Annotated in this window: 14 protein-coding genes; 5 read left to right on the forward strand and 9 right to left on the reverse strand. The window is 69.3% G+C overall.

Going from position 1 to position 18,091, the window contains the following annotated elements:
• The first annotated feature begins 74 nt into the window (after nucleotides 1-74).
• The 4 genes from LUZ64_RS19790 to LUZ64_RS37815 all read left to right on the forward strand — a co-directional run bounded on the left by LUZ64_RS19790 (nucleotide 75) and on the right by LUZ64_RS37815 (nucleotide 3,836).
• Entirely contained in the window at nucleotides 75-854 is a 780-nt protein-coding gene (locus LUZ64_RS19790; protein WP_095581699.1) for a hypothetical protein, read from the forward strand.
• A 79-nt stretch (nucleotides 855-933) separates the two neighbouring features.
• On the forward strand, nucleotides 934-2,334 hold the full coding sequence (locus tag LUZ64_RS19795; RefSeq protein ID WP_095581698.1) for a cytochrome P450: 1,401 nt from the start codon (nucleotides 934-936) through the stop codon (nucleotides 2,332-2,334).
• 132 nt (nucleotides 2,335-2,466) lie between these two features.
• On the forward strand, nucleotides 2,467-3,435 hold the full coding sequence (locus LUZ64_RS19800; RefSeq protein WP_095581697.1) for a cytochrome P450: 969 nt from the start codon (nucleotides 2,467-2,469) through the stop codon (nucleotides 3,433-3,435).
• Nucleotides 3,330-3,836: a cytochrome P450 gene (locus tag LUZ64_RS37815; RefSeq protein WP_372478734.1), complete on the forward strand. Its 507-nt coding sequence runs from the start codon at nucleotides 3,330-3,332 to the stop codon at nucleotides 3,834-3,836. Before LUZ64_RS19800 ends, LUZ64_RS37815 begins: the two co-directional genes overlap by 106 nt.
• On the opposite strand, the gene LUZ64_RS19805 is transcribed toward LUZ64_RS37815, so the two are convergent.
• The 8 genes from LUZ64_RS19805 to LUZ64_RS19840 form a co-directional block, all read right to left on the reverse strand.
• Nucleotides 3,837-3,992 carry a hypothetical protein gene (locus LUZ64_RS19805; RefSeq protein WP_170116759.1) on the reverse strand — a complete coding sequence of 52 codons (156 nt, stop codon included), beginning with the start codon at nucleotides 3,990-3,992 and terminating at the stop codon, nucleotides 3,837-3,839.
• A 173-nt stretch (nucleotides 3,993-4,165) separates the two neighbouring features.
• Nucleotides 4,166-5,038, reverse strand: coding sequence for a TIGR03620 family F420-dependent LLM class oxidoreductase (locus LUZ64_RS19810; protein WP_095581695.1), 873 nt, complete (start codon nucleotides 5,036-5,038; stop codon nucleotides 4,166-4,168).
• 94 nt (nucleotides 5,039-5,132) lie between these two features.
• Nucleotides 5,133-5,741 (reverse strand): NADPH-dependent F420 reductase, encoded by a 609-nt coding sequence (locus LUZ64_RS19815; protein WP_095581694.1) that lies wholly within the window; start codon nucleotides 5,739-5,741, stop codon nucleotides 5,133-5,135.
• A 4-nt stretch (nucleotides 5,742-5,745) separates the two neighbouring features.
• The gene (locus LUZ64_RS19820) at nucleotides 5,746-6,276 is read right to left on the reverse strand and encodes a MoaF-related domain-containing protein (protein ID WP_095581693.1); all 531 of its coding nucleotides are present in this window, start codon (nucleotides 6,274-6,276) and stop codon (nucleotides 5,746-5,748) included.
• 333 nt (nucleotides 6,277-6,609) lie between these two features.
• Entirely contained in the window at nucleotides 6,610-6,789 is a 180-nt protein-coding gene (locus tag LUZ64_RS19825) for a hypothetical protein (RefSeq protein WP_095581692.1), read from the reverse strand.
• Between the two features lie 105 nt (nucleotides 6,790-6,894).
• A complete protein-coding gene (locus LUZ64_RS19830; protein WP_143593161.1) occupies nucleotides 6,895-8,346 on the reverse strand; it encodes a hypothetical protein in 1,452 nt (483 codons plus the stop codon).
• Nucleotides 8,347-8,365: 19 nt separating this feature from the next.
• Entirely contained in the window at nucleotides 8,366-8,995 is a 630-nt protein-coding gene (locus LUZ64_RS19835; RefSeq protein ID WP_095581690.1) for a hypothetical protein, read from the reverse strand.
• Between the two features lie 767 nt (nucleotides 8,996-9,762).
• Nucleotides 9,763-9,981: a VOC family protein gene (locus LUZ64_RS19840; protein ID WP_211305036.1), complete on the reverse strand. Its 219-nt coding sequence runs from the start codon at nucleotides 9,979-9,981 to the stop codon at nucleotides 9,763-9,765.
• A 133-nt stretch (nucleotides 9,982-10,114) separates the two neighbouring features.
• Between LUZ64_RS19840 and LUZ64_RS19845 the strand changes: the two genes are divergently transcribed.
• Entirely contained in the window at nucleotides 10,115-10,282 is a 168-nt protein-coding gene (locus LUZ64_RS19845; RefSeq protein ID WP_170116758.1) for a hypothetical protein, read from the forward strand.
• A gap of 84 nt (nucleotides 10,283-10,366) precedes the next feature.
• On the opposite strand, the gene LUZ64_RS19850 is transcribed toward LUZ64_RS19845, so the two are convergent.
• Nucleotides 10,367-17,401 (reverse strand): LamG domain-containing protein, encoded by a 7,035-nt coding sequence (locus LUZ64_RS19850; protein WP_095581689.1) that lies wholly within the window; start codon nucleotides 17,399-17,401, stop codon nucleotides 10,367-10,369.
• Nucleotides 17,402-18,091 lie beyond the last annotated feature (690 nt).

The raw sequence follows: 18,091 nt of genomic DNA on the forward strand, positions 1-18,091 counted from the left end.
ATCCGGCGGCATCCCGCCGGGCAGCATCTCCCAGACGCGTCCTGCCTGATCTGCGAACACGAAGGTGGTGGCCGATGACCGTCATCAGCCTGTGGCCGACGAGCACCGCGCAGCGCGTCGTGGAGGCGCTCGGTGTCGCTGCGGCCGAGCTGTCCGGCCTCGATGCCCGCGTGGAGCACTATCAGGTGCCGCAAGGCGGTTACGCGGCGCTGACCGGGCACAGCGGATCCGAGGTGTTCAGCCTGGAGGCGCGGCTCGGCCCCGCCTACCGCATGCCGGGACACTCGATGTGGGCGGTGTTCCAGGTCTTCGACCCCGAGCAGCCCAACCTGGCCCTCGTGAGGATGATGGACCGGAACGATGACAACAGCTTGCCGGTCATGGACCGTCGCCGTCCCGTCTACGGCCTCGAACTCGACATTCAGCTCTGCGAAAAATTCATTCCCGTCTGCAATCGGGTACTGAACGAACTCGACCCCACCGGTCGCGGCCGCAGCCAGCATGTGGACACCTACCACGGCCACGTCCCACTGAGTTACATGCTTCGGGTGCCCACATTTGTATCGGTCGCGTCCGGCCTCTTCCGCCGCTTCCGCGAGGAAGGCCAGTCGGCGATCATCCTGGCGGACTTCCACGACCCCCTCGCCGTCCCGGTCGTCAACCTCATCAAGAACATGCTGGGGAAGCGCGACCGCCATTTCATCCCCCGCACCTCGCAACCCTCCGGGGCCCGGGTCCTGCTCCGCAGCCCGGACGGGTCCATCTATCAGTTCGGCGGCATGTCCACGGCCGTCGACCAAGGCATCGGCCTCGCCCGTCGCGGACTGGCGGGAAGCCAGGCAGCACGGAATTGAAGCCCATCCGCGGGCCCCGGCACCCCTCGGCGTGCCCGTCGCACCGAACCACCGCCTCAACCTCCGACTGCAAGGACTCATGACGATGACCTCCCGGGAAAACCGCTCCAGCAGCGCGCAATCCGCAGCCTCGCCACCTGAGTCACGGCATCGTGACGGGCGGAAAGCGCCGGTGGCCCTGCCCTTGCTCGGCCATGCCTGGCCCCTCATGCGCTCCCCCCTCCGCTTCATGACCCAGTTGTCCTCCTACGGCGATGTGGTTCCCCTTCGCCTGGGCACCCTCCCCGTGCAAGCGGTGACGGACCCGGGCCTGGTCCACCGGGTCCTGGCGACCGACGGCCGCAGCTTCGTGCGCGGCCGCTTCTTCGAGAAGACGGGAATGATCGGCGGGGAGCAGGGCCTGGTCGCCATCTCGGGGCCTACCCACCTGCGTGACCGTCGGGCCCTGCAGCCGATGTTCCGGCGCGATCACATCGCCGGGTTCGCCAAGGGCATGCGGGAGGCCGCACAGGACGTCACAGGACGGTGGGAAGCCGGCCAGGTGGTGCCCGTCGACCATGCCATGAACGAGCTCGTGCTCTCCTCCCTGGTCCGGAGCTTGCTCGGCGGCCGTCCCTCCGAGGAGATGACCGCCGCCTTCCATCGGAACCTGTCGATCCTGTCGCAAGGGCTGGTGACCCGTTGCATCCTGCCGACGTGGTGCATGTACGTACCCACACCCTCCAACCGCAGGTTCCAGCACGCCATCGACTCGATGCGGTCGGCAATCAACCAGGCCATCACGGTCTGCCGGGACCGGGAGCAGGGAACGGCCGGTCTGCTCGACCTGATCACCGAACAGCGGGAAGAAGACGGCCAGGTATGGACCGACCGGAAGATCTGTGACCATGTCATGCACATCATGCTTGCCGGAGTGGAGACTTCCGGAGCCACGCTCGCTTGGGTCTTCCACGAACTGGGCCGCCATCCCCGCATCGCTGATCAGGTCCAGGCCGAGGTCGACCGTGTCCTCGGGGGCGCCCCGCCGGACACGGATGACCTGCCGAAGCTGGAGCTGACCGGACGGGTCATCCTGGAGACCCTGCGTCAGCACGCGATCTGGATGGGCATGCGCCGTACGAAGGATCCCGTCACCCTGGGGGAAACGACCCTGCCCGCCGGGACCGAGGTGCTCTACAGCCCGCACGCGCTCCACCACGATCCGCGCTGGTTTCCCGAACCGGAGAGGTTCGACCCCGACCGCTGGCTTCCCGAGAGGGCTCACTCAGTGCCCAAAGGGGCGTACATCCCGTTCGGCGCCGGCGTGCACAAGTGCATCGGCGACTCGTTCGCCATCATGGAGATCACGATCGTCACTGCCGTGATCTTCCAGCGCTGGCGGTTGCAACCGGTGCCCGAAGCGAAGGTCGTTCCGGTAGCACGCGCCGACGTGCACCCCAATCACTTGCCCATGACGGTTACGCCGCGCGCCAGCCTGTGACGACCCATGACCGACGCGGATCGCTCAGGATCTGCACGCCGATCGCAGGACACTGAGGCATGGGGCAAGCAAAGGCTCCTGCACGGCTCATCTGCCCTCGAAACGGTCCACTGACCCCTTGGGAGTGACCCAGTGCCGAAACACGCGACAGACCATGCGAAGCCGTGGCGGATCGGTCAGGCCTCCGGTGCCCTTCCCCTGCTGGGGCACGCGCTCGCCCTGCGGCGCACACCGCTGGACTTCTTGACGTCTCTGCCGGCTCAGGGAGATATCGTGCGGATCAAGCTCGGTCCGTCGACCGCATATGTGGTGTGTGCCCCGGAACTGGTGCACCAGCTCCTGGCAGCTCCTGCCGTCTTCGACAAGGGCGGCCCCCTGTTCAAGGTGGCGCGCGACACTCTGGGCAACGGCCTCGTCACCGCGCTACGTGAGGATCACCGCAGGCAACGCGCCCTGGCACAGCCCTCGTTCAGCAACAAGCGCATCGCCACTTACTTCAAGGTGATGCAGGAGGAGGCCCACAACACCATCGCCTCATGGTCCGATGGACAACCCCTCGATGCGGCCCAGGTGCTCTCCAGGATGACGGCGAATGTCACGATCCAAGCCTTGCTCGGCTCACACATCACCGACGAAGAAGTTGCCACCCTTCCGCCACATCTGGAACGGTGCACCAAACTGACCTATCGGCGTGCGACAACACCGATCCCTGCTCTCAACCGGCTGCCCACGCGGTCCACCAGAGACTACTGGGAGAGCGTCGCCGCCATCCGCAGGATGGGGCAGGTGTCCATCGACCGTCACCGGAAAGACGGAGCGAGCCAGGATTCCCTGATCTCCTCTCTGATGCATGCCGGCACGACTGAAGAGGCCTTCACTGATGAGGAACTCGTCGACCAGATCGTTACCCTCCTTTTTGCCGGGGCCGAGACCACGGGGCAACGCTGGCGTGGACTTTCTACCACCTGGCAAACAACCCGAGCGCGGAAGAAGCCCTGCATCAGGAACTCGATGACGTCCTGGACGGAAACCCCCCGTCCTTCGCCGACCTCCCCAGGCTGGGGCACCTCAATCGCTGCCTCACCGAAGCACTCCGGATGACGCCGCCGGGGTGGATCTTCTCGCGATCCGTCACCTCGGCCACGGAACTCGGTGGCGTGCAGCTTCCCGCCCGAACCGACGTGTTCTGGAGCCCGTATCTCCTTCATCGTCTTCCGGACGTCTTTCCCGCGCCCGACACTTACGACCCCGACCGGTGGCTTCCTGAGAGGGCCTCCTCCCGGCAGTGGAAGGCCCTGCTTCCTTTCGGCCACGGCAGCCGCAAATGTATCGGTGACACCTTCGGCATGGCGGAAGCCGCCCTCATCCTCGCCGCCATCGCCTCGCACTGGCGCCTCGTACCCGACCCACACGCCCCTCCTGCCCGGCAGACCGTCAGCGCCACAATGATCCTCCGGTCCTTGCCAGTCATAGCTCTTCGCCGGCGCCCCACCTTTTGGTGATCACTGAACGAGGCGGGCCCGGGACGCCGACGTGTAGGTGATGTCGACGACGAACGGGCCGGGAGTGATGGGCGTGTTGCTGCCGAAGTCCTTGGTCCACGTCTCGCCGATGGTCGGACTGTCGCGTCCCTGTAGCCCTGCCTGTGCTCCCCGCACTCAGGGGTGCCTTGCGGCGCCCGTGACGAGGAAGTCGGTTCCGCCCCGACCGGCGGTGTACACGGCCAAGGCAAGCGGCACCGCCGTACAGGTGAGCCAGGAGAGTTTCACGACGCGCTAGCCCTTGCCCAGCTGAGGTCTGGCCGTCAGACGGCGTCCAGAGAGCTGCCGGGTCACAGGGGCAGGGCTTGTGCCAGTTCGCGGTACTGCCGTAGCAGTTCGGGGTAGCTCTGTTCCGGGGGCAGGATGATCTGTACGGCGACGTGGTCGGCTCCTGCCTTCCGGAACTCCTCGATGCGGGTGCTGATTTGTTGCCCGTCGCCGAGGGCGACGAGGGCGTCGACGAGGCGGTTGCTGCCGCCGCCGGTGAAGTCGTCCTCGGTGTAGCCGGCGCGCTGGAGGTTGTTGGTGTAGTTGGGCAGGGTCAGGTAGCCGGTGAGGTAGTCGCGGGCGGTGGCGCGGGCGCGGGCCTCGTCGGTGTCGAGGACGGCTTTCATTTCCGGGCCGAGGAAGGGCTGGTCTCCCAGGGCCGTGCGGGCCTGGGCGGTGAACTCGGGTGTGACGAGGTAGGGGATGGCGCCGGCCGCGCGGTCGCCGGCCAGGCGGAGCATCTTGGGGCCGATCGCGGCGAGCACGCGCCGGTCAGCAGGTACCGGCTCGGGAGCGGTGTCCAGGGCGGTGAGGTAGTCCCGCATGGCGGAGTACGGGCGGTTGTACTGGGCGGCGAAGCGGGCGTGGCTGACGCCCAGGCCGAGGAGGAGGCGTTCGCGGTCGGCGGGGGCCAGGGCGGCGCGCTGCCGGGTGACATCGGCTGCTTGGTGCTGCCAGATGCTCAGGATGCTGGTGCCCACCGTGATGTGGTTCGTCGCGGCCAGCAGGTGGGCGGCGTGAGCGAGGCTGGGGCTGCCGCCGATCCACAGGGCCGCGTAGCCGAGCTCTTCCAGCTCCGCCGCGGCGTCACGGAGCCGGCCGAGGTCGTCGGGGTCGTCCGTCTGGAGTTTGTTGCTCCAGATGCCGATGGGGCCGAGGCCCGGGAGGGGTGCCAAGGTTTGTCACCTGCCACGTGCGGTGCCGGTCGCGCCAAGGGCGCAGGGAGGGTGCTGCCGTCGTTCCCGCCTCAGGGCCGGGGGCGGGGGGCGGTCAGAGAGCGAGGATGTCCTTGCGGGGCCCGCCGAGCGGTCCGCCGCTGTCGAAGAGGGGGCCGCCCTCGGCGAGGGTCCCGGTGTCGACGGCCTGGAAGCCGGCACTGTCGGCCAGGTCGGCCACCTTCCGCTTGGCACCGGCGTCGTCCCCGGCGAGCAGGACGATGCGGCGCCCGCCGTCGACGGCGGGATCCTCGGCGAGGACCTGGGCGGGGTAGGTGTTGAAGCCCTTGACCACCAGGGCGCCGGGGAGGAGTGAGGCGACGACCTCCGTGGGCGCGCGGCCTGCGGTGTCGGCGTGCTCCAGGCCGCCTGCGGTCTCGCGCAGCGGGTTGATGGGGACGAGGACGGTGCATCCCTGCCAGGAGGAGACCGAGGCGATCGCGCTCTCCTTCTGGTCCCACTGCACGGCCAGGACCACGACGTCACTGAAGTCGGCGGCCTCCTGGGCTGTCCCGGCCGAGGCGTTCCCGCCGAGCTCGCCGACGAGACCGGCCAGGGCGTCCGGGCCGCGCGAGCTCGAGAGTTTCACCTGGTGTCCCGCGCGGGTGAAGTGCTGGGCCAGGGCGGTGCCCAGGCGGCCGGCGCCGATGATTCCCACCTTCATGTCCTCACCGTCCCGCGCTCTTGTGCTTGGCGCTTCCCGTGCGGGAGGCGGAGGAGGCCGAGGGGGTGCCGGGGTAGAACTTGCCGGTCATGTGGAAGAACTGGGTGCCGTTGAGGATGGTGTCGAACGTGCGGTGCCGGGCGTAGTCCTCCACCTGGGTGACGTACACGCCGCTGATGGGTTCGTGCCAGGCCACGGCGTACTGGCAGGCCCGCAGCCGGGTCGTGGAGTAGGTGATCTGCTGGGTGAGGCCCGTCAGCGTTCCCGGGCCCTTGATCACCTTGATCGTCGCCGCCGTGGCCGAGCGGTACGTGATCGTCGTCAGGAACGGGCCCTTGCCGATCGGGGTGTCCACCCCGAAGTCCGCCGTCCATGTCTGCCCCACCGCGGGCACTGTCGTGTCCGTGTATCCCGGTCCCCGGTCGCGGCACTCGTTCGGCCTGGACGGCGGCCGGGCTTCCACGGCGGTGGCTCCGGTGACGGAGGCGGCCAGGACGAGCGGCACGGCCGTGTACGCCAGACGGGAGAACTTCATCACCAGCTCCTTCGACTGCCCTCCCGGCCACGGAATCGCGCTCCGGACCGGCTGCCTCCAGCAGTCCAGCACGCCCCCCTGCCCCCGGCGACCCGCGCGGTCCACCAAGGTGAACACTCCCACCGGCAGGTACACGGTCACGGTGGGCGACACCCGGCGTGGGCGGCTGCTGTCCGGATGGGCGGCCGAGGCAGAGGCCCGTGGCACCGTCATCCGGTGGTGCCTGCCGGGCAGAGCCACACGGTCTCAGGGGTACCGGTGTCAGGCGAACGGGCCACGGACGCGTGCAGTCGTCGCACAAGTGCGGGTGGGTTTCGCGTTGTGCTCCCGCGATTACCGGCGGTGCCGTGGCCGGTGGTCCAGGGCGACGGAGACGGCGAGGAGGGCGGTGCCGACGGCGTAGGCCCAGGGTGCGGGCAGGGTGAGGGCGATGAGGAAGAAGACCGTGCCCAGGGCGGCGACGGCCACTTTGAGCAGGGTGGTGCGGGTGGGTCGGCGGTCTCCGGGTTCCACCGTGCCTATCCTCCTGTTCTGCGGCATGACCCCGGGGCGGGGTCCTTGGGCCGTCGCCCCGGGGTCATGCGCCGCCGGGCTCGGGCGAGCCCAGTGCGGCGGGGTTCAGCGGGCGATGATCTTGGCGAATGCCGCGAGGGACACGGTGGCGGTCTTCTTGGCCGCGGTGCCCACCGCGCCCCAGCTTCCGATGGTCTGGCCGTAGTTCGCGGTCAGGGCGGCTCCGCCGGCGACGTTCTTCTCCTGGCCCATGTCCTTGCCGGTGGCCATCTCGATGACCAGCGGGATTTGGGTGGAGAGGTTGACCGAGCCCTGGAGGACCTTTCCGGTGAGCTTCCCGGCGGACGCGGAGGCGCCGACGGCCTTGGCGCCCTTGGTGCCGATGTAGTCGAAGATCTTGGCGGCGTCGGCGGCGCCGGTGCCGCCGGTCTCGGCGAGGAAGATCAGCCCGGCCCTGCGGGTGGCGACCTGGGCCCTGAACACCGCCTTGGAGCCGGCGCCGATGTGGGTGAGGACGGCTTTGCCCGATCTGATGCTCTTGGCGATGGCGCCGATGGCGGGCAGGGCGGCGAGCGCGTCGGCGCCCAGGCCGACGATCGTGGCCGCGTCCCAGTCGCCCTTGAGCGCGGCGTCCGTGGTGTGAGCGGCGAGGGCGCCGATCGCGGTGACCGCGGCGATCGGGCCGGCGATGGGGGTGAACACCGGTATCAGGGCCAGGGCGCCGGCAACGGCGGAGACGATGCCGAGGACGTCCCCGAAGGCAGCCCAGAAGTTGCTGTCCTCCTGCTCGTCGGCCGCCTTGCGGGCGGCCTCCGCCTTCAGGTACTCGAACTCCTGGCCGCGGGTCTCGATGAGCCGGGTGAACTCGCGGTCGGTGAGCAGGCACTGGAGCTGGAGCTCGGCCTGCAGGGCCAGCGCCGTGTCGACAAGGTCGTACAGGCGCCCGTCCTTGATCCACTCCCGGGGGTAGCTGCGGTCGGTGAGCCGGAAGTACACGGCTCGAACCCATTCCCCGGTCCCATCCCCGTCGTAGCCCATGTCCAGGGACGGGACCATACCGAGGCAACGGGTGACGGCGGGATGCTGGAAAGCGATCACGCCCTTGGCTGCCGGGAAGATGCCGGTGTCCTGGTCCCAGCCGAACTCCAGCAGGTACTTCTGCTGCTCCTCCAGCGAACTGAATTCGGTCCGGGGACTGGAGGGGGCCTTGGCTATCCTGGCCTTATCGGTCTCCTTGGGCAGGAATTCGATGAACTCCTTCAGCTGCTTCTCGACCTGCGAGCCGCGGGAGGCGTAAGCACCGAGCTCACGGTCGAGGCGCTTGAGCGCGGAGACGACCTGGTCGCGCTGGAAGATGTACATGCGCAGGAGCTGGTCGATCCGGTACTTGTCCTCAGGGCGCAGAGCCCCGAGTTCCCAGCCCCAGACCTCCATGGCGTCCTTGGGGTCTTCGGTGTACCTGCGCAATTCGGTCTGAACGTTGGAGACGATCTGGTCATGAGTCGGCTCGTAGCCCAGGGTCGGCAGATCGACGTAGAACGCACCCATGTCAGGCATGGATTGTCCTCTTTCCTGGTCAGGCCGCGGTGGCCGTGCCGAAGGTGATGGTGCGGCAGACCTCGGCGAGGATCTCCACGCAGGAGTTCCAGTCGGCGAGGTTCTCCGTGGCGATGGCGAAGTCGGCCATCGCCAGGCGGCCGGGGATCGGCACGAACGTGTGCAGCTGGCGCACCACCGTGGGGCCGCCACCGTCGCCGAGGAGGTTGACCGGGCGTTCGACCTTGCGTTCCTCGGTCATCAGTACCGCGGGCCCGGCCGCGAGGCGGACCACACCGACCTCGGCGTCCGGGTAGATGGCGCCCATGGTGCGTGCCAGGCGGTGGACGGTCTGCTCGTTGGACAGCTCGGCGGGGCGGGCGGTGACGGTCAGGACCACCGATGCCACGCCCACCCCGGGCTTCGCCTTCTCCGGCCGGTACATCAGCGTGCCCGCGTAGACGGCACCCGCGGCGGACAGCAGCTCGTACATCGACTGCTGGGTGAGGACCGCGTGCGCGACCTCCTCCTTCGACGCCCCCGGGGCGGCTGTCTTCAGCCGGTCGATAAGCCGGTTGGTGTTCACCTCCGCCGAGGCGGAGAAGTCGATGGCGGTGAATTCCTTGGGGACCTGGAAACTCAAGGGCAGATCGATCGTGGCATCAGGCATGGCAGGCCGCTCCTCCGGCTCGGGAAACGAGCCGGCTCCCTGATGGCGGCCGGCCCGCCCGCCATGATCAACGGCAAGGGGCGGCCGCCGACGCCTCTCATGACCGTCCGGCCCCTCAGCTGGCGCAAACCATCCCCCGCTTCACCACGCCTGGACCGGATTCGCCCACCCTCAACACGACCATGCACACTTCAAAATGGCTGGATCGAACATCACCCACATGGACTACACGAGGCATCCGAAGCCCCGCCCCGCCGGTCAGCAGGGAAAGACGGCAGGGAGGCGCCACCGGCCTTCACCGCAACGCCCCCTGCCCCTCGCGGCGGCCGCCACCCTCCTCCCGCTGCCCCATCGGCTACTGCTTGTACTCCTGCTGACCGTCCCGATCACCGAATCCATCTCGCCATACGCCGGCAGGACAACCGCCACCCGAAGACCACCGCCGTGATCACCACATTCCAAAGCCGCGCCACTGCGGGAGACGGCGTCCTCTTCAGCGGCGGCCGATGCGACCTGGTCGCCTCCGCCCACCCGGAGGCCTTCGCCCACCCCCCCGGCCCGGGAACAGCCAGGACGGCCGCCGAACGCGGCACCCTGGACAACCTCCCCGCCGACGCGACCCTCCTCAACCAGCGCCTCGCCCGCGCGCCCCGCGTCCGGCACATCACCTGCCGCCACCTCTCCACCGGCTCCCGCCAGGCCGGCGCCCGCACAGCCGCGTCCCAGGAACAGGCCCTCACCCGCGCCGGCCTCTCCCCGGCCCACCACTACACCGTCCGCAGCTTGGAGATCACCGGAACGCCGCGGGAGGCGAGCTCGGCGACGGCCTGGTCGAGGCTCTGGTCGACGATGAAACACAGGTCGCCGCTGCCAGGGGTGGGGCGTTCGGCCTGGGGCTCGGATTCCCGGCCCGATCGATGCAGGTTGATCTTGCTGTGGCCGAAGGTGACAGCGCGACCCCCGCCGTCGAACGTGACCTCCCGCATGGCAACGGTGGCGTCGATGTCCCTGACCGTCAGGACGAGATGATCGAGCCGGCGACACGCATGTCGACCCCCATTTTCGGGCGTACCTATATGAACAGGACAAGGCCGGCAGGTAGCAGCGGCCCTCATCGACATGCTCTTCGCACTCGGCGACACCGAGCAGATCCGCGCCCGTCGAGAAATACGTGCGGCAGGGGCCGACCGCGTCGCCGTGCAGGTTGTCGTGGACCGGCAGGGCCTGACCGAGCTCCGGCGACAGCGGCGCGAACCGGCCGAGGCGCTACCGCTCAGCAGAACGTAGAGACGAGAACCAGCAGTCCGGCCACGCATGCGACCACCGGTGTCCCGGCCGTACGGTGACGGCCGGGACACGGAAGCGGGTGGCTCAGGGCTGGATGTCGTAGTAGCGGGCGAAGAAGTCGATCACCTCATCCTCATGCGGGGCAAGTTCGGGGAGCTGTTCCCTGATCGCTCCCCGTACGGCCCGGGCCATCGACCGGTGGTCGTGCAGGTGGGGTTTGACGAAGGGGTCCAGTCGGCGGATCAGTTCGTAGCTGCTGGAGATCCTCTCGGCGGCCATGGCCCGTTCCAGCGCCGGGGCGTCGTCCGGGAGGGCGTCGGGGAGCTGACGGCTGACGAAGGTGACCCGGTGCAGGACGCGCCAGCACGGCGGCTTGGTCTCCGACTGCCGGGCCTGCCGCAGGGCCGCCGCGTTGGGGTCGGAGCTCTTGAGCCAGGCCGGGTCGACGACCTTCCCGTAGAGGTCCTCGAAGTTCTCCTTGTCGGAGTCCAGGTAGAAGGTCATGAACCGGTAGGCGTTGACGCGGCCCTTGACCTCGACCGGCTTGCCGTTCTCGTAGACCGGGTCGGGGTCCTTGCCCGGATCCTTGCTCCCCTGGGCCACGGCGTACTTCTGCATGTCGCCGGGAGGATCGCACTTGACCGTGAGGCTGAACGAGCGCGTGGACTCCTTGCTGCGGGAACGGGTCCGGGTGAGGCTGCCGCCCAGCGAGGCGTCCAGATGGAGTTCGGCGCCGATCCCGAAGATCTTCACGCCGGTGCCGAAGGACACCCCGGCGCGGCCGGCGAAGTTGTACGAACCTGTGGTGGTCTCGGTGACCGCGTCCGCGCCCTGGGTGCTCTCGGCGAAGAACCCTCCGTCGGCCGTCCACACATAGGTGTTGGCGATGTTGCGGCGGGCGACGGACCGCGCCGCCCCCGCGGCATCGCGCCGGGCGGGATCGTCGGGCTTGCGGGCCGACCCCATGAAGTCGTCAAGCAGCTTGCGCGCCTGGGCAGCGGTGGGGTCCTCGGCGGCGGTCTCGGTGGAGACGGACTCGTAGTACGCCTGGTGGCGCTGCTCCTCCTCGATGAGCCGCCGCTTGAGGGCGTAGGCCTCGCGGGGCTTGAAGTAGCTGAACTCGCCGTCATCGGCGGCGTCGGCGTAGTCCGGGTCGAGGATCTTGCCCGCCTTGAGCTTCCCCGTGGCATCCGCCCTCTCGCGCATGCCGACGGTGCCGTCGAGGGTTCCCTGCTTGACGTAGCGGGGGTTGATCGCGAAGGGCAGCAGGTTCCAGTCCCGCGGGATGTCCGGGTTGGGCAGCATGCGGTACGACACCAGCGCACCGTTGTGGACCAGGCGCAGGGCGAAGACGTCGGCGGTCTCGGACTGCACGAGGGCGTAGCCGGTGTTGGAGGGCTGGAACCGGCGGCCGCCCTCGGGGTCGATCTGGGCCCCGGGGTCGTCGCTCTCCCAGCCGCCCGAGAGTCCCACCGTGGTGGCGCGTGTGGTCTCGGTCTCCCGGGATATGTCGGTCTGGTGCCCCCAGGCGTTGGAGAACTCCAGGTTGCCGGAGACGCCGAGGGAGGCGCCGCCCTCGGCGACCGGCTTGGCGATGCCGAAGCCGAGCGGTGCGCTGATGAGCAGGGTGTTGACATCCACTTCGTGGGTGAGCGCCAGCGCGTAGGTCATGTCCACGCTGCTCTGGCGCGAGGAGGACAGGGTGTGGACCGTCTTGTCCGCCTGGGTGAACTCCACTGAGGAGGTGTTGATGTAGCTGAGGTTGCGGGGGTTCTTGGTGGCCACCAGGTTCTCGGACGGCACCGGGGGCGCCCCCTCGATGTAGCCGATGACCTGCGGGTCGAACTGGACCTGGCCGACCCATTCGGTGGTCAGGTCGCCGATCTTGAAGCCGGTGACCAGGTGCCAGCGGCCGTCGTGGAGGTAGCCGTAGCAGCGTTTGAGCACTCCCCGGGTGCTGCCGTCGGGCAGCCGTTGCAGGTCGGAGTACTCGGCGACCGCGGGCACCCCGTCGATCCGCCGGAGGTATCCGGGTTGTCCGGTGGCGAAGGCGGTGCGGACCTCGGGCATGTCCGCGGAGACCGGGGCCGACGACATCGTGGGCTGCGGCCGGCCGTCCGCGGGCAGCGGCAGGTCGCAGCCGCGCGGGCCGTTGTCGATCAGTGCCGTGGCACCGGGCTCGGTGGAGGCGTCGTCGAAGGAGTAGTAGGCCAGCAAGTCCTCCTTCTCCCCCTTGAGCCGGGTGAAGAGGCTGTCCTGGATCTGCTCCTCGGTCCGAGCGGTGCGCCAGACGCGGACCTCGTCCAGGGTTCCGCTGAAGCGGCCCCAGATGCCCTTCTTCTCGACGGCGCGGCCGCCGAGCGCGAACTGCTGCGCGCCGTACCCCACCTCACCGAGGGCCTTGGCCTGGTTGAGCGGCTCGCTGGGAACGGGCCGGCCGTCGATGTAGAGCTGGAAGGCGCTGCCCCGCGGGTCCGGGTTCTTCGTCCACTCCGCGTGCCGCAGCTTCGCCGGGTGCGCGTCGCGCTCGTCCCGGGCGGTGGCGCCCTCGTTCTCCTCGAAGCGCCAGTGGGCGACGAGCCCCTGCTCACGCCGGCCCAGCCCCTTGCCGTGGCAGTTGACCGGACGGTCCGTGTTCCAGATCCGCACCTCGCTGATGTCACCGGCGAAGTGGTACGGCTCCTGGCGCTCCCAGCCGCAGCCGAGCTCCAGCGCCGACTCCGTGCCCAGCGGCGCCTCCACCCGGATGCGTGTGCTGCCCGCGGGCTGCCCGTCGAGGGTGAAGGAGATGTCGAAGTAATGGCGCGTGCTCATGCCCTTGACGGCCGGGAAGGTGAGGGTCGAGGGCTTGCCGTCGGGGCCGGTGGCCTGGACGGTGGTCTGGCCCTTGTCCTCCACCATCTCGCGGCCGGCCTTGCGGACCACGGCGACACGGTGACACCTGCCGGGGACCACCTTGGCGCTGGAGCAGGCCCGCACGATGGTCCCGTCGCCGAGTTCCATCGCCAGGGCGAGCAGCCCGTCCTCCGCGATCGTCAGCTGGTAGGGGACCCCGCCCCCGTCACCGGAGGCCAGCCGCCCCTTGGACACCAGCCCCTGGCGCCGGCCGAGTGCGTCGGTGCGGAAAAAGACCTCCAGCGTGAGGTCGCCCTTGAGATCCAGGTCGTCCGCGTGCTCGACCTCCAGCGAGGCCTGGCCGTCCAGTCGCACGGCCCACGACTGGCCGTAGACCGCGGCGATGTGCGTCCACCGCGCGTCCGGGACGGGATCGAGCCCGGCCACGAAGCGGTCGCCGACGCCGACGACGGGACGTCGGCCCGTGTCCACGCCGGGTCCGGCCGCCGCCGCACCGTCCTTGCCCGTGGTGGGGCGGCTCAGCGCCAGGACGTACTGCGAATCGGGGACGTTGGCCAGGACGATCGGGGCCCTCACGTCACCGCCCTCGGGACGGACCCACGCCTCCAGCGTCAGGTCGCTGGGCGCACGGACGGACCCCAGCCGGTCGTCGGGCAGCCGCAGCGGCTTCGTCTGCGGCCCGAAGAACAGGGCTCGGCCGGGCGTCTCACCCCACCAGGCGGCGGGGCGGCCCTTGGCGAGGTCGGTGGCCTTGCCGTCCGGTACCGCGGCGGAGGGGCCGACCACGGCGGCCGTCACCCAACGCGCGCCGTGGACGGCGGTGGCGCCGGGACGGCTGAGCCGCACGAGGGAGGGATCGTAGGCGATGAGCTCCACGGCGGTGCCGGTCGGTACGACGGGGGCAGTGGAGGTATCGGTGGAGGCGGAAGTCAGCGCGAGCTGCGTCGCGCCTTCCGCGGCCTTGGCGGACACGGCGTACACCTGGCCGCCGAGCCGCAGCAGACTCCCGGCCCCCAGCGGCTGGTTCGTACCGCCGGCGGTGAGCGTCAATGTGCCGGCGGACAGTGAGTCGGTCGTTCCCACCACGACGGCGCTGCCGCGGACACCGGTGAGGATGTCGGCGAAGTGATCGGCCCGGCGCGGCATCAGCGGCCACACCTCCTCCTCGGCCCCGGTGCCGTCGGAGAGGGTGCGGCGGAGCGTCACCGTGCACCGGTCGGGGAAGGATCCGACCGTGTCCGGTCCGACCTCGACGGTGACCTGGGCCAGGTCGAAGGCCGCGTCCCGGGCAGTCAGCCGGATCTTGGACCGGCTGGTGAGGGTCAGGTCCTTGGCGGCGCGCGCGACATCGGTGCCGTAGTAGGCGGAGGTGAAGCCGTCTTCGGCGTCACGGAAGTACAGCCCCAGGTGTCCCGCGCCGCTCTCGGACAGGACCGGCGCCTTGGACCCACGGGTGAAGGTGAGCAGGGCGCCGGAGTAGCCCAGGCCACGGTGGTCCTGGCCGAGGAAGGGCATCGGCAGGGACGGGGTGCTGCGACCGCTGAGCCCGCTGGTGAGCCGGCCGAGCTCCTCCCGCTTCGCGGCCAGCTCCTCCTCGTAGAGGTCGAGGTCCATCTGGAGGAAGTCGTAGCCGTCGCGCAGGTCGCGCGCCGTGTCCAGTCGCTCCTCGAGCAGGCGGAGCTCACGCTTGCCTTCGATCCGCCGGTAGTCGGTGATCTCCACGCTGGGGACGTTGCTGCGGCTCTCGTCCGGCTTGTCCATGAGCACGAGAACCGGTCGGTTCTCGCGTACGGCCACTGCCATGCCCTTGAAGTAAAGGGCGTAGCGACCGTCCTCGACCGGCACGACGCGGACAGGCGAGTGCCCATCGCTGCTCAGCATCAGCTTCTTTTGATCGGCCTTCAGCGCCTTCATGGCCGAGCGGCTGAACAGCTCCCAGCTCTCTCGGTGTCCATTCGCCGCCCACAAGGCAGCCTCGTCGAAGGGGTCCGGTCGCAGGACGAGTTCGTCCCGACCCTTCGCGTCCTTCGACACGGCCAGGTACTGGCGCTCACCCGAGCTGTTCTCACCGAAGCCGATGACGAACGCGCCCATGTCGAAGGGGTTGCTTGTCCGCGGGGAGTGCCCGTCGAGCCGCCGCTTCAGGCGATCCCGCTTCTTCGTCAGCGCCTTGAAGTTCGCGTCCTCACTGTCGCTCTCCGCTTGCTTCCGCGCCGCGCGGATCTCCTCCAGCTCCCCTTCCAGCTCTCCGATCGCCTGACGGAGGGTGTCGGCCTCCTGCGGGTCGTCCGGCTTCGTCGTCTCCCCGATGCCCGGCAGATCCAGCACGTCGGGCACCTGGGCCAGGCGGCCCTCGCGCGAGACGGCGAAGTCCAGTGCCGCAAGACAGCCCTCGCCGCCACCCTCCGCCGTTTCCGTCGGCTCCGTCGGCTCCGTCGCAAAGGTCAGCAGGACCCGGGCGTGCCGCTTCACCGGCTTGGCCTCACCCCCGTGACCGGTGACGGCCTGTTCCTGCTGGTGGTACAGCGCCGCCGTCAGCCCATCACCGACCGTGCGGCCCGGCAGTCGGAAGCTGTCCTTGCGGATCCCGGGGTGGTCGGCGACCGGTGCCTGTGAGGTGACCCAGCCGACCGACCCCAGAAGGGTGCCGTCGAGGCCGTGCGTCGTCTGGTCGTAGACGGTCGCACCGGAGCCGTCGTCGCAGCGCAGGTACGCCGCCAGGCCCGGTTCGTCACCCACCAGGCGAAACGTCCGGTCCTGCGCCAGCTCATCGGCGCCGCGGGCGCGCGTCCACAGCCGTATCTCGTCGAGCTCGCCGGAGTAGAAGCCGGCCGGGGCGCCGTCGTCGCCCGTGGTGGCACCGATCAGCAGCCGCGTGGCGCTCTCCGAGGCGGGAGCCAGCTCCTGGGGGTCACCGCTCTGCACGCCGTCGACGAAGAACGTGGCCCGCTCGCCGTCGTACACCACCGCCACATGGGTGGGGACGCCCGAGTCCGGGACCCGCGAGGCGGAGACCCCCTCGCCGCCGGCCTCGGGGTGGCGCAGCCGCAACTCACCGGACGCGGCGAAGGCGAGCTCCACCACGCCCTTGCCCGTGTCCGCGGACAGCAGTGTGGCGGCTTCGTCGCTCGTCCTGCGTATCCACGCCTCGACCGTGTACGGCCCCTTGCCCAGCGGAATCCCCTCGGGCACTGGAATCTCCACGCGGGACTCACCGGTGGCGTCGAACGCCAACGCGGTCGCCGCGAACCCGGTGTCCGGCACGACCGGCACCAAAGGTTTCTGCGTGATCGGGCACTGACCGGGACTGCGCTCCAGAACGGCATCCTGGTACCTGGGGTCCGGGCTGGTGTACAGGCGGGACCCCTGGGTGTCGAACAAGCCGTCCTCGGACTGCTCGACATTGATGGATTCGATACGTCCGGCGACGGGATTGTGGACGAAGAACTGCCAGCGCCGCAGCTCGTTCACCGACGTGGGCAGGAGAAGGACCGTGAACCGGCCGTTGCGCACCTCGCCGGCGAACGTCAGGTGCAGCGTCGGCTCGTGGAAGTCGTTGCCGTCCATGTCCTTCGTGCCAAGGCTGTCCTTGGCCGAATCCGGGCGGGAGCGGTGCCGGCTGCGCCGGTAGCGCACCTCCGCGACCGGGTGCAACCGGTCACCGCCGAGCGTGAACCGGTCACACAGCAACCCGTCGGCCACCAAGGGCACACGGTGCGCCGCCTCGCCCTCCCCGGTCGTCAGGTAGTCGCTACGCCCCTCCTGCCTGGAGACGCCACCACCCTTCAGCCGGAACAACGCGTCCTCATGCGAGACGTCGACGGACTGCCGGAAGACGTAGATGTGCTTGCCGTCCGAAAGAGCCTGGAAGGGGGCGTCGGCCGTGAGCCGGGCAGTGGACGATCGGAAGGTGTCCACCTCGTCCGCAGCGAGGACCTCGTCGTCGGCGACCTCAGCCGGCGAACCCTGCCTGACCCGCGGGAGCCGGGTACCGCCGACCGCCGCGTACCCGGTCCGGGCCACCTCGCGGGGAAAGCACAGCTCGCGCGGCTCCTCCGACCAGTGGAACACGTCCAGGTCGCCTCCGGCCGCGGCGCCCCGGCCCTGCGGAGCCCCGGTGCTGTTCAGGTCCAGCACGCTGTAGTGGATGCGCCGGTGCTCGTCCATCGCGAGCGCGACAGTCGTGCCCTGGTGACGGACGAAAGCAACGTGCAGATAATGCCTGCCCCCGTAGACCCTGGTGCGAGAGCTCTCCGGACCCATGTATGCCCCTTCTCGTGGCGATTCCCGATCTGACGAAGCGCCACCCTCCCGCACAGTGCGCATCCACGGTGGGGCGCACGAGGGAAATGACCAGAAGATGATCAAGAGCTGATCCGGCCTGACGGAAAATTAGGTCTTGACGGGCGCCCCGAAAGCGCTCTCCGCCGCGCTCGCGCGCCGATGGAACCACCATCGCCGGTGCGCCGTCCATGGCCGATCTCACCGCACCCGCACCCGAGCGCGCTAAAGGGGCGTTCGCGAGCACCCCGGGCCCTGAACGCCACCCCTGGACGAGGCGGTAGACCTCCCGGGCCACGCACCTGGACGTCGGTTACGTTCGCCGACGTTCACCGCGGCTTAGCCGAAATTCGGCGCCACAGCCGCACCATCTACCGCTGGTCCCACCTCAAAGCGGCTCCGCCCCTCAGTAACCATGACGCCCCCTGCACAGTTCCAAGAGACCGTTCCGAACTGCGGCAACTGCCAAACGTCGCACGCAGACCCCCCGCCGACACCTGCCCGGCAGGAGCCTCGGTGACCATCACGTGTCACATTCGTGTCACCAACACCATCGACGCACCTGAACCACAAAGGCCCCACCTGCGTGAACGGCAGCGATCTGGACCACGTGGACGCCAAGAGACGGTTCCGCCTACCTGTGCCAGGTGGTACCGAGTGCGGGGCCGGCGA

The organism is Streptomyces albireticuli, from assembly GCF_021228125.1.
In the GTDB taxonomy this organism is placed as follows: Bacteria; Actinomycetota; Actinomycetes; order Streptomycetales; family Streptomycetaceae; genus Streptomyces; species Streptomyces albireticuli.

Coding starts and splice junctions, on each gene's coding strand:
- LUZ64_RS19790 (WP_095581699.1), top strand. CDS start 75: ATGACCGTCATCAGCCTGTGGCCGACGAGCACCGCGCAGCGCGTCGTG.
- LUZ64_RS19795 (WP_095581698.1), top strand. CDS start 934: ATGACGATGACCTCCCGGGAAAACCGCTCCAGCAGCGCGCAATCCGCA.
- LUZ64_RS19815 (WP_095581694.1), bottom strand. CDS start 5,741: ATGAAGGTGGGAATCATCGGCGCCGGCCGCCTGGGCACCGCCCTGGCC.
- LUZ64_RS19820 (WP_095581693.1), bottom strand. CDS start 6,276: ATGAAGTTCTCCCGTCTGGCGTACACGGCCGTGCCGCTCGTCCTGGCC.
- LUZ64_RS19830 (WP_143593161.1), bottom strand. CDS start 8,346: ATGCCTGACATGGGTGCGTTCTACGTCGATCTGCCGACCCTGGGCTAC.
- LUZ64_RS19835 (WP_095581690.1), bottom strand. CDS start 8,995: ATGCCTGATGCCACGATCGATCTGCCCTTGAGTTTCCAGGTCCCCAAG.
- LUZ64_RS19840 (WP_211305036.1), bottom strand. CDS start 9,981: ATGCGGGAGGTCACGTTCGACGGCGGGGGTCGCGCTGTCACCTTCGGC.
- LUZ64_RS19845 (WP_170116758.1), top strand. CDS start 10,115: ATGCTCTTCGCACTCGGCGACACCGAGCAGATCCGCGCCCGTCGAGAA.
- LUZ64_RS19850 (WP_095581689.1), bottom strand. CDS start 17,401: ATGGGTCCGGAGAGCTCTCGCACCAGGGTCTACGGGGGCAGGCATTAT.